The organism is Phyllobacterium brassicacearum (genome assembly GCF_003010955.1).
GTDB lineage: Bacteria > Pseudomonadota > Alphaproteobacteria > Rhizobiales > Rhizobiaceae > Phyllobacterium > Phyllobacterium brassicacearum.
Genome location: NZ_PGGO01000001.1, coordinates 350,340 through 363,220, shown reverse-complemented (window position 1 = coordinate 363,220; position 12,881 = coordinate 350,340). Strand labels below are relative to the sequence as shown.

Annotated in this window: 13 protein-coding genes; 8 read left to right on the top strand and 5 right to left on the bottom strand. The window is 58.3% G+C overall.

Features of this window, described 5'->3' with window-relative positions; translation table 11 throughout:
• Positions 1-6 precede the first annotated feature (6 nt).
• From CU102_RS01785 to lpxK, 6 genes are read left to right on the top strand one after another with little or no spacing between them, the layout of a single operon-like run.
• Positions 7-1,350: a TldD/PmbA family protein gene (locus CU102_RS01785; RefSeq protein WP_106709231.1), complete on the top strand. Its 1,344-nt coding sequence runs from the start codon at positions 7-9 to the stop codon at positions 1,348-1,350.
• Positions 1,337-2,146: a 3'(2'),5'-bisphosphate nucleotidase CysQ gene (locus CU102_RS01780; RefSeq protein WP_106709230.1), complete on the top strand. Its 810-nt coding sequence runs from the start codon at positions 1,337-1,339 to the stop codon at positions 2,144-2,146. The genes CU102_RS01785 and CU102_RS01780 overlap by 14 nt, the downstream gene beginning before the upstream one ends.
• 54 nt (positions 2,147-2,200) lie before the next feature.
• On the top strand, positions 2,201-2,449 hold the full coding sequence (locus CU102_RS01775; RefSeq protein ID WP_106709229.1) for a DUF4170 domain-containing protein: 249 nt from the start codon (positions 2,201-2,203) through the stop codon (positions 2,447-2,449).
• A 31-nt stretch (positions 2,450-2,480) separates the two neighbouring features.
• Positions 2,481-3,254 carry a lysophospholipid acyltransferase family protein gene (locus CU102_RS01770; RefSeq protein ID WP_106709228.1) on the top strand — a complete coding sequence of 258 codons (774 nt, stop codon included), beginning with the start codon at positions 2,481-2,483 and terminating at the stop codon, positions 3,252-3,254.
• The gene (gene waaA, locus CU102_RS01765) at positions 3,251-4,573 is read left to right on the top strand and encodes a lipid IV(A) 3-deoxy-D-manno-octulosonic acid transferase (RefSeq protein ID WP_106709227.1); all 1,323 of its coding nucleotides are present in this window, start codon (positions 3,251-3,253) and stop codon (positions 4,571-4,573) included. The genes CU102_RS01770 and waaA overlap by 4 nt, the downstream gene beginning before the upstream one ends.
• A 13-nt stretch (positions 4,574-4,586) precedes the next feature.
• Positions 4,587-5,618, top strand: coding sequence for a tetraacyldisaccharide 4'-kinase (gene lpxK, locus CU102_RS01760; RefSeq protein WP_106709226.1), 1,032 nt, complete (start codon positions 4,587-4,589; stop codon positions 5,616-5,618).
• Here lpxK and CU102_RS01755 read toward each other — a convergent pair.
• The 3 genes from CU102_RS01755 to mutL form a co-directional block, all read right to left on the bottom strand.
• Positions 5,613-6,041, bottom strand: coding sequence for a hypothetical protein (locus CU102_RS01755; RefSeq protein ID WP_133624361.1), 429 nt, complete (start codon positions 6,039-6,041; stop codon positions 5,613-5,615). The two genes, lpxK and CU102_RS01755, sit on opposite strands and share 6 nt — an antisense overlap.
• 23 nt (positions 6,042-6,064) lie before the next feature.
• Positions 6,065-6,301: a DUF2093 domain-containing protein gene (locus CU102_RS01750; RefSeq protein ID WP_106709224.1), complete on the bottom strand. Its 237-nt coding sequence runs from the start codon at positions 6,299-6,301 to the stop codon at positions 6,065-6,067.
• Between the two features lie 63 nt (positions 6,302-6,364).
• A complete protein-coding gene (mutL, locus tag CU102_RS01745) occupies positions 6,365-8,227 on the bottom strand; it encodes a DNA mismatch repair endonuclease MutL (RefSeq protein WP_106709223.1) in 1,863 nt (620 codons plus the stop codon).
• 123 nt (positions 8,228-8,350) lie between these two features.
• Between mutL and CU102_RS01740 the strand changes: the two genes are divergently transcribed.
• A complete protein-coding gene (locus CU102_RS01740) occupies positions 8,351-9,541 on the top strand; it encodes an acyl-CoA dehydrogenase (RefSeq protein WP_106709222.1) in 1,191 nt (396 codons plus the stop codon).
• Between the two features lie 45 nt (positions 9,542-9,586).
• Here CU102_RS01740 and CU102_RS01735 read toward each other — a convergent pair whose 3' ends face one another.
• Together CU102_RS01735 and CU102_RS01730 are read right to left on the bottom strand one after the other, a co-directional pair.
• On the bottom strand, positions 9,587-10,885 hold the full coding sequence (locus tag CU102_RS01735) for an aspartate aminotransferase type Ic (protein WP_106709221.1): 1,299 nt from the start codon (positions 10,883-10,885) through the stop codon (positions 9,587-9,589).
• Between the two features lie 6 nt (positions 10,886-10,891).
• Positions 10,892-11,230, bottom strand: coding sequence for a protein tyrosine phosphatase family protein (locus tag CU102_RS01730; RefSeq protein ID WP_106709220.1), 339 nt, complete (start codon positions 11,228-11,230; stop codon positions 10,892-10,894).
• A 361-nt stretch (positions 11,231-11,591) separates the two neighbouring features.
• Between CU102_RS01730 and urtA the strand changes: the two genes are divergently transcribed.
• A complete protein-coding gene (gene urtA / locus CU102_RS01725) occupies positions 11,592-12,842 on the top strand; it encodes an urea ABC transporter substrate-binding protein (RefSeq protein ID WP_425351507.1) in 1,251 nt (416 codons plus the stop codon).
• Positions 12,843-12,881: the final 39 nt, after the last annotated feature.

The following is a 12,881-nucleotide window of genomic DNA, read 5'->3' as shown; positions in this document are numbered from 1 at the left end:
ACGATTATGACAGAGCCGGTAAATTCGCGCGAATTCGTAGACAATGCTGCTGCGCTTGTCGAAGCGGCGAGGCGCGCCGGTGCAGATGCTGCCGATGCTGTCGTCGTGCGGTCGCGTTCCACCGGGGTTAGCGTGCGGTTAGGGAAGGTCGAGTCGACAGAATCGTCGGAAAGCGATGAGTTTTCTCTGCGCGTCTTTGTTGGACGAAAGGTCGCGAGTATCTCGGCGAACGCCGGATCCAACCCGGATGTGCTTGCGGAACGTGCCGTTGCGATGGCGAAAGTTTCACCCGATGATGCCTATGAGGGTCTGGCAGCGTCCGAGAACCTGGTTCGCAATATACGCGACCTCGACCTCTACGACGCAACGAACATCGATGCTGCACAGTTGACCGAGGCCGCGCTTGCTGCCGAAGCGGCTGCTCTCGCCGTTGAGGGCGTTACCAATTCGAGCGGCGCGTCCGCCTCCGCGGGCATGGGTGGTCTGGTCCTCGTCACGTCAGGCGGATTTTCAGGGCAATATATGGGCTCACGCTTCTCTCGGTCCGTCAGTGCCATTGCCGGGGCCGGCACGGCGATGGAACGCGACTACGATTTTTCGTCACGCATTTACTTCAATGAGTTGGAAGACGCTGCCGTGATCGGCCGTTCCGCCGGCGAGCGTGCGGTCAGGCGCCTTGGCGCGCGTCAGGCCAAGACTGGCCGGGTAAACGTTGTCTACGATCCGCGCGTGGCGCGTGGCATCGCCGGACATCTGGCGGGTGCCATCAACGGGGCGTCTGTGGCCCGGAAGACAAGCTTCCTCAAGGATCGCATGGGGACCAAAATCCTGAGCGACGCGATCAATGTCACTGACGATCCGTTGCGTGTCAGGGGAGCGTCGTCACGTCCGTTCGACGGTGAAGGGCTCGAAGGCATGCCACTGAACATGGTTGAAAACGGCGTCCTCAAACATTGGTTTCTCTCAACGTCGACGGCTAAGGAATTGGGCTTGACCACAAACGGCCGCGGTGTCCGTTCGGGTTCCACCGTCGTCCCATCGTCGACAAACTTTGCCATCGAGCCAGGCGAAAAAAGCCCGGAAGAGCTCATCCATAGTGTCGGGACAGGCTTCTATGTGACGGAGCTCTTCGGGCACGGTGTTGATATGGTGACGGGGGAATATAGCCGCGGCGCCTCGGGGTTCTGGATCGAAAATGGTGAAACCGCATACCCGGTAAGTGAGGTCACGATCGCCTCCAATTTGAAGGACATGTTCCTCAATATCACGCCAGCCAATGACATCGACCGCCATTTCGGCGTTGCCAGCCCGACCCTCGTAATCGAAGGCATGACACTTGCCGGCAAATAGCAAAAATCGCTCAGACCTGGAACTGATACGTGAAGCAGCGGAAGGTGCGGGCAGGATTGCGCTGTCCTATTTCAAGCAAGCTCCACAAATCTGGATGAAAACGGGCAATTCTCCGGTTACGGAGGCCGACCTTGCCGCCGACAAGTATCTCAAGGACATGCTGCTGACGGCTCGCCCCGACTATGGCTGGATTTCGGAAGAAACCCATGACGAGCGGGTCGCTTCCCGGCGCCAGCGCTTCTTCGTCGTTGACCCGATCGACGGGACCCGCGCCTTTATAGAAGGCTCTGATGTCTGGTGTGTCAGCGTTGCTGTCATCGAGAATGGCCGCCCTGTCGCGGGCGTTCTGGACTGTCCTGCGCGGGGCGAGATACTCACAGCATTACCGGGCCTTGGCGCCGAACAGAATGGCAATGCCATTCACGTTCAGGCTGAAACGCGCCCGTTCAAGGTTGCGGGACCAGGCGCGTTCCTGAAGCAGCTCCCCGAGCACTTCCTGCAGTCGATTGAGCACGCTCCCTACGTCGCATCGCTCGCCTATCGTATTGCCATGGTCGCGCGCGGCGATATTGCCGGCACATTCGTGCGCCCCAATTCGCATGATTGGGACCTGGCCGCCGCCGATCTCATTCTTTCCGAAGCGGGCGGCCAAGTCTTGACAGCAGATGGCAAAGCGCTCACCTACGGTGTGCGAAACACCAACAAAGGCGATTACCGGCACGGCGCGCTCGTCGCAGCAAGTGGTCTGCTTATGGATAATATGTTGGACGTTGTCGCCGAAACCGCCTTCGGATAAACAAGCTAGGGTCCTGACCCTCATCCTCATCGATCATTTTCTGGACGGGCAACCATGAGTGAAAACACATCTGAGCCAAAACAACTGCTGCATCTGGTTTTTGGTGGTGAACTGAAGAAGTTGGGCGGCGTCGAATTTCGCGATCTCGACAAGCTCGATATCGTCGGCATCTATCCGAACTTCGAGACCGCGCAGCGGGCCTGGAAGTCCAAGGCGCAACAGACTGTCGACAATGCCCATATGCGCTACTTCATCGTCCACATGCACAAGTTGCTGGACCCCGACACGGGCAAGGCAGGTTGATCGCGCATCGCGGTCACGAATTGATATCGGCATGATTGAAAACAGCTCAGCGACGGCCAAGGCCACCCGGCGAAAGGGTGGAGCACTGAAACGTTTTTGGCGTTCTGTACGCGGACCGCTGGCGAATTCGCCAATGGTCCGCACCATGATCGTTTGGCTTATCACCCAGTTTTTCCGGCTCGTGCACCTGACCAATCCGAGACTTGCGGGATCGTCGGACCTTGAGGACATGAAGCGTGGCGGCGAACCCTTCATTGCTGTCGCCTGGCACGGTCAACACCTGATGGCGCCGTTTCTCATGCCGCGCGGTGTTCGTTTCGTAGCCATGTTCTCGAAGAGCAAGGATGCCGAACTCAATGCGCGCGTTGCCGAGCGCTTTGGTGTCGAGATTGTCCGCGGCTCCGGCGGAAGGGAGCGGGCAAGAGGCACGGAGAAGGGCGGTGCCAGAGCCCTGCTTGTTCTGAAAAAGGCTTTGAATGAGGGCAAGACTGCCGCAATGATTGCTGATATTCCCCATGGGACGCCGCGCGACTCCGGATTCGGGGTCATCCTCCTGGCAAAACTGTCAGGGCGTCCTATCCTTCCGATATGCTATCTGACCACACGCCGGAAAGTTCTGGAGAAGAGCTGGGACAAGACGACGATCCCCTTGCCATTCGGCAAATCGGGGTTGATTGTCGGCGACCCGATTTTTGTTCCCGAGAATGCAGATGATGCGATGCTGGAAGCGAAGCGTATCGAGTTGACAAATAGCCTGAATGAAAACACCAGGCGGGTACATCAACTGGTGGATGGTTTGGCATGAGTGAGAAGTGGGCTCGTCTTGTCCTCAGCACCTACCGATGGGTGGGTGCCGCGACCTTTCCGATCGTCGGCGCCTATGTCGCGTTCCGTGCCAGCAAAGGCAAGGAAGAACGCGGCCGTCATGGTGAGCGCTATGGTGTAGCCAGTGTTGCGCGCCCTTCCGGCCCGCTGATCTGGGTTCATGCGGCCAGCGTCGGTGAGACTTCGGCGGTGACGCCGCTGGTCGAGGCGATCGTCGATATGGGCATTCATGTCGTCCTGACGACGGGCACGGTTACATCGGCCAAAATGGTTCAGGACCGGCTGGGCGACCGTGTGATCCATCAATATGTTCCACTGGACCTGAAGCCTGCCGTCGATCGCTTCCTTACTCACTGGCAGCCAGATCTTGCGGTTATCTGCGAATCCGAAATCTGGCCAATGACGATTCTCGAACTCGGAACCCGGCGGGTACCGCAGGTCCTCGTCAATGGACGCCTGTCGGACCGCTCTTTCGCCAACTGGCACAAACGTCCGTCTATTGCCGAGGCGCTTTTTGAGAACCTCGCGCATGTGGTTGCGCAATCCGATATCGATGGCGAACGATTCCGGGCCCTCGGCGCCAGACCCGTCACGGTGTCAGGTAACCTCAAGGTCGATACGGCGGTCCCACCGGTAAACAATGGTGACCTGGCGGCCATGCAGCGCATGATCGGGTCGCGCAAGACCTGGGCCGCAATCTCGACGCACCAAGGCGAGGAAGATATTGTTGCTCAGGTTCATCACATGTTGAAGGCCCGGCATCGCGATCTGCTAACGATCATCGTGCCACGTCATCCCGATCGTGCAGCGGAAATAGCCGAGACGATCGAGAAGATGGGTATGAAGGTTGCCCTGCGCAGCCGTGGTGATCAGATCGAGCCGGACACGGACATTTATCTCGGTGATACGATCGGCGACATGGGCCTCTACCTGCGCCTGACCGAAATTGCCTTTGTCGGCCGCTCTCTCACTGCGCAAGGCGGGCAAAACCCGTTGGAGCCGGCCATGCTCAAATCAGCCATCCTTTCAGGGCGCAACGTCCAGAATTTCCGCGATTCCTACCAGCGTCTCATCAAGAATGGCGGTGCCAAGCTGGTGCGGGACAAGGATATGCTGGCCGGTGCGGTCAATTATCTTTTCAACAATCCGGCCGAGCGCCAAGTGATGATCGATGCCGGGTTGAAGACGGTCGAAGATATGCGCGGCTCGCTGAGCCGCACCATGACGGCGTTGGAACCATTCATCCAGCCGCTTGTGTTGAAAGCAAGGCTGAGCAGTCGTGAGGGCGGTTGGAAATGAACGGCGGGGTGGAATGACAAGTGAGGCGCCTCCGTTCTGGTGGGAAAAGCCGGACTGGCGTTCTCGGGCTCTGAGTCCTCTGTCGAAGATATATGGCACCGTTGCAGGCCGGCGTATTCGCCGGGCAAAGTCACCGGCGGTGCCATTGCCTGTCCTGTGTGTTGGCAACTTCACTGTCGGCGGTGCCGGCAAGACCCCTACGTCAATCGCCTTTGCGAAGGCCGCGACTTCGGCGGGTCTCAAGCCGGGCATCGTTTCTCGCGGTTACGGCGGGGTGTTCTCCGGCCAGCACCGGGTCGATCCCGACTACGATAGCGCCCGCCATGTAGGCGACGAGCCGATGCTGCTGGCGCGGCATGCGCCCGTCGTCGTTTCTGCCGATCGCTTGGCAGGGGCTTTGGCTTTACAGGAGGCTGGCTGCGATTTCATTATCATGGATGATGGCTTTCAGAGCGCGCGGCTTCACTTCGATTATGCGCTTATGGTCGTCGATGCGGGGCGTGGCATCGGCAACGGCCACGTCATTCCTGGGGGGCCGCTGCGGGCGCCTCTAACGGACCAGCTTGTTCGCACGGACGCACTGTTGAAGATCGGTACGGCCAATGGCGCTGATCAACTTGTCCGCAGCGCGGCACGTGCTGCGAAGCCCATCTACGAAGCTGTGCTGAATCCGAAGTCGACAGCAGACATTTTGGGCAAGCAGCTGCTCGCCTTCGCTGGAATCGGCGATCCATCCAAGTTCTTCAGAACCCTGCAAGAGGCGGGCGCTGCCGTTGCCCAGTCCAGATCGTTTCCCGATCATCATCGTTATACGGATGAGGAGCTAAACGATTTGGTCAACTTGGCCGAGAAGGATGGTCTCACATTGATTACCACGGCGAAAGACCACGTAAGACTGCTGGATGGCGGTACCTTCGCGAAAGAGTTCGCCGCACGCACCTTGGTGCTTGAGATAGAACTTGCCTTCAGCCATCCGCAAACGGCATCGCGCATTATTCGCGAAACGCGTGATCGGGCCCGAACACGCGCGATCAATTGCTCATAATCTGCCGCGCAGTTTCAGTTTCGGCGGTGCCTCGCGCATGGGAATGTCGAGATTGGTGCCGGTCGTCTGGCTGTACCCACGATCGTTGGAGAAGATCACCGCACCTGCACGGCGAATTTCAATCGCCAAGGCAACACGTTTCGGCCCGGTCGCCGGCACGGCAATCTCATAGCCTACGGGAAACGTGCCGTTGCGACCGAGAGTGAAGCTTGTGGACGCGATCTTGGGCATCGGCGCGGAATTTCCGCCGGTGGCATCATGGGCCGTCACGAACACCACCGAACTTGCGGTGAGCTGATAATAGGGCGGCCCCTGCAAGTAGCCACGAATGGTTTTCGTCGGACCGCTATAAGCTGGAGCTCGGTTTGCTCCGTCGGTCGTGCAGGCGCCTGCAAGCAACTCGGCGGCGATTATTGAAATCATGGCCGCGCGCCGGGATGTCACTGTCAGGCCTTCGTTCGCTGGCGCAGGGCTGGATTCAACTGGATTTCCCGCTCCAGTGAAATGCGCGCATCCGCATAGGCTTCCTGGCGCGCGACGCTCCAATATTTGAGCTCGTCGAGTGGAATCTTCTCCGAAGTCACGGCACAGAGCACAAAGGAACCCGGCGACAGGACTTGGAAGTCGCCATCCAGATAGCGAATTTTGGCTTCGCGTGAGCCCGGTCCCTCAAATCTGTTCATTCAATATGTTCCATTTCAATCAATTCAGGCCATTTACGCGCCACTGGTCATGCCGGTCAAGACTCAGCGGCGGCCGAACAACCGCTCGATATCGCTCAGCTTGAGCTCGATATAGGTTGGCCGGCCGTGATTGCATGTCCCGGAACCCGGCGTCTCCTCCATTTGGCGCAGCAGCGCGTTCATCTCATCCGGCTTCAGCCTTCTGCCGGATCGGACCGAGCCATGGCAGGCCATGGTCGCAGCAACATGGTCGAGAATGGCCTTCAGGCCATTGGACGTGTCATGCTCGGCGATCTCATCGGCGAGATCGCGAATGAGCTGCTGCGTGTCGATTTCTCCCAGCATTGAAGGTGTTTCGCGCACGGCAACAGCGCCGGGTCCAAACGATTCGATCCCGAGTCCGAAGCGCGAAAGCGTTTCCGCGTGGGCAACCAGATGTTCCACATCCTCTTCCGGCAGGTCGACGATCTCGGGTATCAACAGCATCTGGGCCGGCAGGGGCCGCGAATGCAAGGCGTTTTTCAGAGCTTCATAGACCAGGCGCTCATGTGCAGCATGCTGATCGACAATGACCAGACTGTCCTCGGTCTGCGAGACAATATAGTTGGCGTGGATCTGTGCCCGCGCCGCGCCAAGCGGCGTCGATAGCAGCTCCTGTGGAACCTCGGCTGCTCCCGCTCGCGTGTCTGCCGCAACGGCCTCTGCCCCATCGTAAAGGAAAGCCTGAACCGTCTCGTCGAAACCATTGCTGTTTCGCGTGGAGGCTGGCTCTGCCTCGAACGGGCGATAGGGCGACTGGGCAAGATCGTATTTCTGATTGACTGCCGCCGCACCCTGCCAGCGCAGTCCTGCACCGGCCGAGCGGACCGGTTCGACACCGCCAAGCCGGAATGAATTCAGCATCGCCTCGGCGCCGCTCGTTGCTGCCCGAATGCCGGATCGACCAAGCGCTTCGCGGATGGCGCCGACGATCAGGCCGCGCACCAGCCCGGGATCGCGGAAACGCACGTCGGCCTTGGCCGGATGGACATTGACATCGACGAGGGCTGGATCGAGGTTGAGAAAGAGCACTACCACCGGGTGGCGGTCGCGGGAGATCACATCGGCATAAGCGCCTCGGATCGCTCCCCATATTTGCTTGTCACGGACCGGACGGCCGTTAACATAGGCAAACTGATGCAAACTGTTGGCCCGGTTGAACGCGGGGATACCGGCAAAGCCAGTCAGCCTCACACCGTCCCGCTCAGCGTCGATAGCTATTGCGTTCTCCGTAAACTCCTTGCCGAGCACCTGCGAAATTCGCTCCAGCATGCCCGCCGAACCCACGCCGGTCGCGCTGAGCTCTAGCGGCGTGCGGTCGCTGCCAGCGATCGAGAAGCGGATATGGGGAAAGGCGATAGCAACGCGCTTTACCACATCGCCGATTGCAGACGCTTCCGCCCGGTCGGTCTTCATGAATTTCAATCGCGCAGGCGTCGCAAAGAAGAGATCGCGCACTTCCGCGATCGTCCCGCCATTCATTGGCGTCGGTCGCGGCCCCTCGACGCGTCCGCCATGCACGCCGATTTCGAAACCGGAATCGGCATCTGCCGTACGTGATTTGAGCGAGAGACGCGATACCGAGCCGATCGATGGCAGTGCCTCACCTCGAAACCCGAGCGCCCGGATATCGTGCACATCGTTGGTGAGCTTAGAGGTGCAGTGCCGTGAAACGGCAAGGGCAAGTTCATCGGACGCAATTCCCGAGCCATTGTCGGTAATCCGAATCAGATTCTTGCCGCCGCCGGCGGTGACGATTTCGATCCGCGTTGCGCCAGCATCGATGGCGTTCTCGACGAGCTCCTTGACCACGCTAGCGGGGCGTTCGATAACTTCACCTGCGGCGATCTGGTTGATGATGGTCTCAGTGAGCTGTTTGATGGGCATTAAAGAGATATAGTGGATTCGGCTTCACTCCGAAATCCGGCAGGCCCGGAAGTGCCCAGAAAACATTCTGGCAATCGGGCCGGTATTGATGATAGGTCTTTTCCAAATCAAGGAGGAAACCCCATGGCCAATTCGAAGCCGTCCTTTGTCTGGACTGATCCCTTTCTATTGGAGGATCAATTGACCGAAGACGAGCGGATGATCCGCGACAGCGCTCGCGCCTTCGCGCAAAGCGAACTCTTGCCGCGCATTGAAGAGGCCTATCTGGAAGAAAAGACCGACCCCGAACTCTTCAGGCTCATGGGTGAATCCGGTCTTCTTGGCGTCACCCTGCCGGAAGAATACGGCACTGCCGGTGCATCTTATGTTGCCTATGGTCTTGTGGCGCGCGAAGTCGAGCGTGTCGACAGCGGCTATCGCTCGATGATGAGCGTGCAGTCATCGCTGGTCATGTACCCGATCTATGCCTATGGTTCGGATGAGCAGCGCAAGAAATATCTGCCGAAACTCGCATCTGGCGAATGGATTGGCTGTTTCGGACTCACCGAGCCTGACGCAGGTTCCGATCCTGCCGGCATGAAGGCCCGCGCCGAAAAGGTAGCGGATGGCTACCGCCTTTCTGGCTCGAAAATGTGGATCTCCAATTCCCCGATCGCCGATGTCTTCGTCGTCTGGGCGAAATCCGATGCGCATGACGGTCAGATTCGCGGCTTCGTCCTTGAAAAGGGCATGAAAGGCCTTTCTGCGCCGAAGATCGACGGCAAGCTGTCATTGCGTGCCTCGATCACAGGTGAAATCGTCATGGACGGTGTCGTGGTCGGCGAGGAACAATTGCTGCCGAATATCTCCGGGCTGAAGGGGCCGTTCGGCTGTCTCAACCGCGCCCGCTACGGCATTTCCTGGGGCGTGTTAGGCGCGGCCGAAGATTGCTGGCAGCGTACGGTGCAGTATGGGCTCGACCGCAAACAGTTCGGACGGCCGCTTGCCGCCACCCAGCTCTTCCAGAAGAAATTCGCCGACATGCAGACCGAGATAACGCTCGGCCTGCAAGCCTCGTTGCGCGTTGGCCGTCTCTTCGACGAAGGCAAGGTAGCGCCCGAGATGATCAGCCTCGTCAAGCGCAACAATTGCGGTAAGGCGCTGGATATTGCCCGCGTCGCCCGCGACATGCACGGCGGCAATGGGATCCAGATCGGTTACCATGTCATGCGCCATGCGCAGAATCTCGAAACGGTCAATACCTACGAGGGCACGCACGACGTTCACGCGCTCATCCTTGGGCGCGCGCAAACCGGCATTCAGGCTTTCTTTTGAGGACGACTGACCATCGGGCGTGATGGCTTCGTCGTTCCACAGTCGTCAGGCATTGTGAGCAAGAGGCGCGGCGTCGTGCTTTTCGAGTGCAGCCAGAAGAATGCACAGTGCAATGCCCTCTGACGCCTGCTGGACCTCACGAAGCGACGGATAAGTCGGTGCAAGACGCAACGTCCGATCATGCGGGTCTCGTCCGTAAGGCGAGGTTGCGCCCGCGGGGGTGAGGACGACGCCAGCCTGTCGTGCAAGGTCGACAACATGCTTGGCCGTGCCTTCCATTCCATCCACGCAGATGAAGTAGCCACCTTCCGGCTTCGTCCAATGAGCAATGCCGGTTCCAGACAGGCGTTTGTCAAGTGCATCGATAACCGCGTCGAACTTCGGCGCGATCAAGGCGCGGTGCGCTTCCATATGTTCGTGCAAGCCCTCGATGTTCTTCAAGAAGCGCACGTGCCTGATTTGATTGAGCTTGTCTGGTCCGATTGTCCGCTTGCCCGCCCGCGCTAGATACCACTTCACGTTTGCCGCAGAAGAGGCAAAAAGGGCAAGACCCGCACCGGCGAGCGTCACCTTGGATGTCGAGGCGAAGACGAAAGCGCGATCCGGGTTACCCGCTTGCGCGCAAAGTTCAAGAATGTTGGCAATCTCGTGCCGTTGCGGGGTCAGATGGTGTACGGCATAGGCATTGTCCCAGAACAACCGGAAGTCAGGCGCCCCTGTCCGCATTGCTGCAAGACGCTCGATGACTTCGGTCGAGTAGATCTCGCCCGATGGATTCGAATATTTGGGAACGCACCACATGCCTTTCACGTCGGGGTCGGCTGCAAGTTCCTCGACGATGTCCATATCTGGTCCATGGCCGGTTAAGGGAACGGGTAGCATGCGGATGCCATATTCCTCGCAAATGGCAAAATGCCGGTCATAGCCTGGTACAGGGCAAATGAAGGCGGGCGTGCCCGATTGCTGGGACCACGGCTCCATTTCGTTTGAAACGCCCTTGAACAGCGACCAGACGAGACAATCATGCATGAGGGCAAGGCTGGAATTGTCGCCAACGACGACGCGCTCCGCCGGCGCGCCCATCATCGGCGCAAACAGCGCGCGCACCTCGGGCAGGCCCTGCAGCCCGCCATAATTGCGTGCGTCCTCTCCAGCTTCGGTAAAATGATCACCATTGCCCGGCAGCGCGAGCATGCCATTGGCAAGGTCGAGCTGTTCGGGACTTGGTTTGCCCCTGGTCATGTCGATCTGGAGACCGCGGGCACGAAAGGCCTCATATTCACCCAGGACCCTATTCCGCAATGCCCGGAGGTCCTCGGCGCTCAAATCAGCAATGCCATTCATCCCAGGTTAGCCCTTTTGCTGCTGAACGATGCCGTAAATATTCGTCGACCGAGCGCCCGAGCGGCAATAGGCGAGGACAGGTCCTTCCGCTTCTTCCAGCGCTTTGGCCATGGCGTCGACGTCGTCTTGGGTCAGCTGGCCGGAGACAACCGGAACGTAATAGATCGGAATGCCTGCTTTTTCGGCAACTTGGGCGATCTCGGCAAAATCCGGCTGATCCGGCGCTTCGCCGTCCGGACGGTTGCAAATGAGTGCATGATAGCCTGCAGCAGCGATATCGCGCACTTCATCAGGTGAAATCTGGCCAGTCACGGCAAAACCTTCGTCAATCTGACGGATATCCATTTTATGTCCTTGGAGAGAGTTGGTATCGAAGCACCATACATCAAACGCAGGCCAATGCCACATCAAAGCATCTTTACGCCGGGCATTGCTTATTAAATATGCACATTGAGAGATGTGACTAAAGTATGAGCTATCATGGGTTTGGTGACAGTGGCCGGCTTGAACGTGTTGCGAAAGTGCGTCGATCAGAAAAATCTGTAATATGCTGATAATTTTTAACAATTTAGATGTCTTCAATCGACGCGAACGACTTGGCACGGTCGTTGCTTAGAACTCCTTCGGTACCAACAACCAAAAAGAGGGGTTCACCTGAATGTTCAATTTACCAGCCAGATTTATCGGGACCTTGGCGGCCGCAGCAATGGGTGCGTCACTGGCCATGTCGCCCGCGAGCGCCGCGGATGACACGATCAAGGTCGGCATTCTGCATTCGCTCTCCGGGACGATGGCGATTTCCGAGACCACCCTCAAGGATACGATGCTGTTCCTGATCGACGAACAGAACAAGAAGGGCGGGGTGCTTGGCAAGAAGCTGGAGGCCGTCGTCGTCGATCCGGCATCCGACTGGCCGCTCTTCGCCGAAAAGGCACGTCAGCTGATTGAACAGGACAAGGTTGCAGCCGTTTTTGGTTGCTGGACCTCGTCGTCGCGCAAGTCCGTCCTGCCGGTTTTCGAAGAATTGAATTCTCTGCTGTTCTATCCCGTTCAGTATGAGGGCGAAGAGAGCTCGCGCAACGTGTTCTATACCGGTGCGGCTCCGAACCAGCAGGCCATTCCTGCTGTTGATTACCTCGCCAAGGAAGAAGGCGTCGAGCGTTGGGTTCTCGCCGGTACGGACTATGTCTATCCGCAAACCACCAACAAGATTCTGAAGGCCTATCTCAACGCCAAGGGCGTCAAGGATGAGGACATCATGATCAACTACACGCCATTCGGTCATTCCGATTGGCAAACGATTGTTTCCGACATCAAGAAGTTCGGTTCCGCAGGCAAAAAGACCGCCGTTGTCTCGACCATCAATGGCGATGCCAATGTGCCGTTCTACAAGGAACTAGCCAATCAGGGCATCAAGGCCGAGGACATACCGGTCGTTGCCTTCTCGGTCGGTGAAGAGGAACTTGCGGGTCTCGACACCAAGCCGCTTGTTGGTCACCTTGCTGCCTGGAACTACTTCCAGTCGGTCGATGCCGATGTCAACGCTGATTTCATCAAGGAATGGCACGCTTACATCAAGAACGACAAGCGCGTGACCAACGATCCCATGGAAGCGACCTATATCGGCTTCAATATGTGGGTGAAGGCCGTCGAGGCCGCTGGCACAACCGACTCCGGTGCCGTCATAGACTCAATTGTCGGCGTTTCTGTTCCAAACCTGTCTGGCGGGTCATCGACGATGATGCCGAACCATCACATCACCAAGCCGGTCCTGATCGGCGAAGTCCAGGACGATGGCCAGTTCGACATCGTCTATCAGACACCTGGCCTCGTCGTCGGTGACGAATGGTCCGACTATCTTCCGGGTTCGAAGGACCTCATCTCCGATTGGCGCAAGCCAATGGCGTGCGGCAACTTCAATATCGCCAGCGGCAAGTGCGGCGGCGTCACGAACTAGTTCCTACTCCCAGGCTTCGGGTCGGGGCATCATCCGAAG

Bases quoted from the DNA above. Each gene is read 5' to 3' on its own strand.
- lpxK (WP_106709226.1), top strand. From the start codon at position 4,587: ATGACAAGTGAGGCGCCTCCGTTCTGGTGGGAAAAGCCGGACTGGCGT.
- CU102_RS01730 (WP_106709220.1), bottom strand. From the start codon at position 11,230: ATGGATATCCGTCAGATTGACGAAGGTTTTGCCGTGACTGGCCAGATT.
- CU102_RS01785 (WP_106709231.1), top strand. From the start codon at position 7: ATGACAGAGCCGGTAAATTCGCGCGAATTCGTAGACAATGCTGCTGCG.
- CU102_RS01775 (WP_106709229.1), top strand. From the start codon at position 2,201: ATGAGTGAAAACACATCTGAGCCAAAACAACTGCTGCATCTGGTTTTT.
- CU102_RS01750 (WP_106709224.1), bottom strand. From the start codon at position 6,301: ATGAACAGATTTGAGGGACCGGGCTCACGCGAAGCCAAAATTCGCTAT.
- CU102_RS01770 (WP_106709228.1), top strand. From the start codon at position 2,481: ATGATTGAAAACAGCTCAGCGACGGCCAAGGCCACCCGGCGAAAGGGT.
- mutL (WP_106709223.1), bottom strand. From the start codon at position 8,227: ATGCCCATCAAACAGCTCACTGAGACCATCATCAACCAGATCGCCGCA.
- CU102_RS01755 (WP_133624361.1), bottom strand. From the start codon at position 6,041: ATGATTTCAATAATCGCCGCCGAGTTGCTTGCAGGCGCCTGCACGACC.
- urtA (WP_425351507.1), top strand. From the start codon at position 11,592: ATGGGTGCGTCACTGGCCATGTCGCCCGCGAGCGCCGCGGATGACACG.
- waaA (WP_106709227.1), top strand. From the start codon at position 3,251: ATGAGTGAGAAGTGGGCTCGTCTTGTCCTCAGCACCTACCGATGGGTG.
- CU102_RS01735 (WP_106709221.1), bottom strand. From the start codon at position 10,885: ATGAATGGCATTGCTGATTTGAGCGCCGAGGACCTCCGGGCATTGCGG.
- CU102_RS01740 (WP_106709222.1), top strand. From the start codon at position 8,351: ATGGCCAATTCGAAGCCGTCCTTTGTCTGGACTGATCCCTTTCTATTG.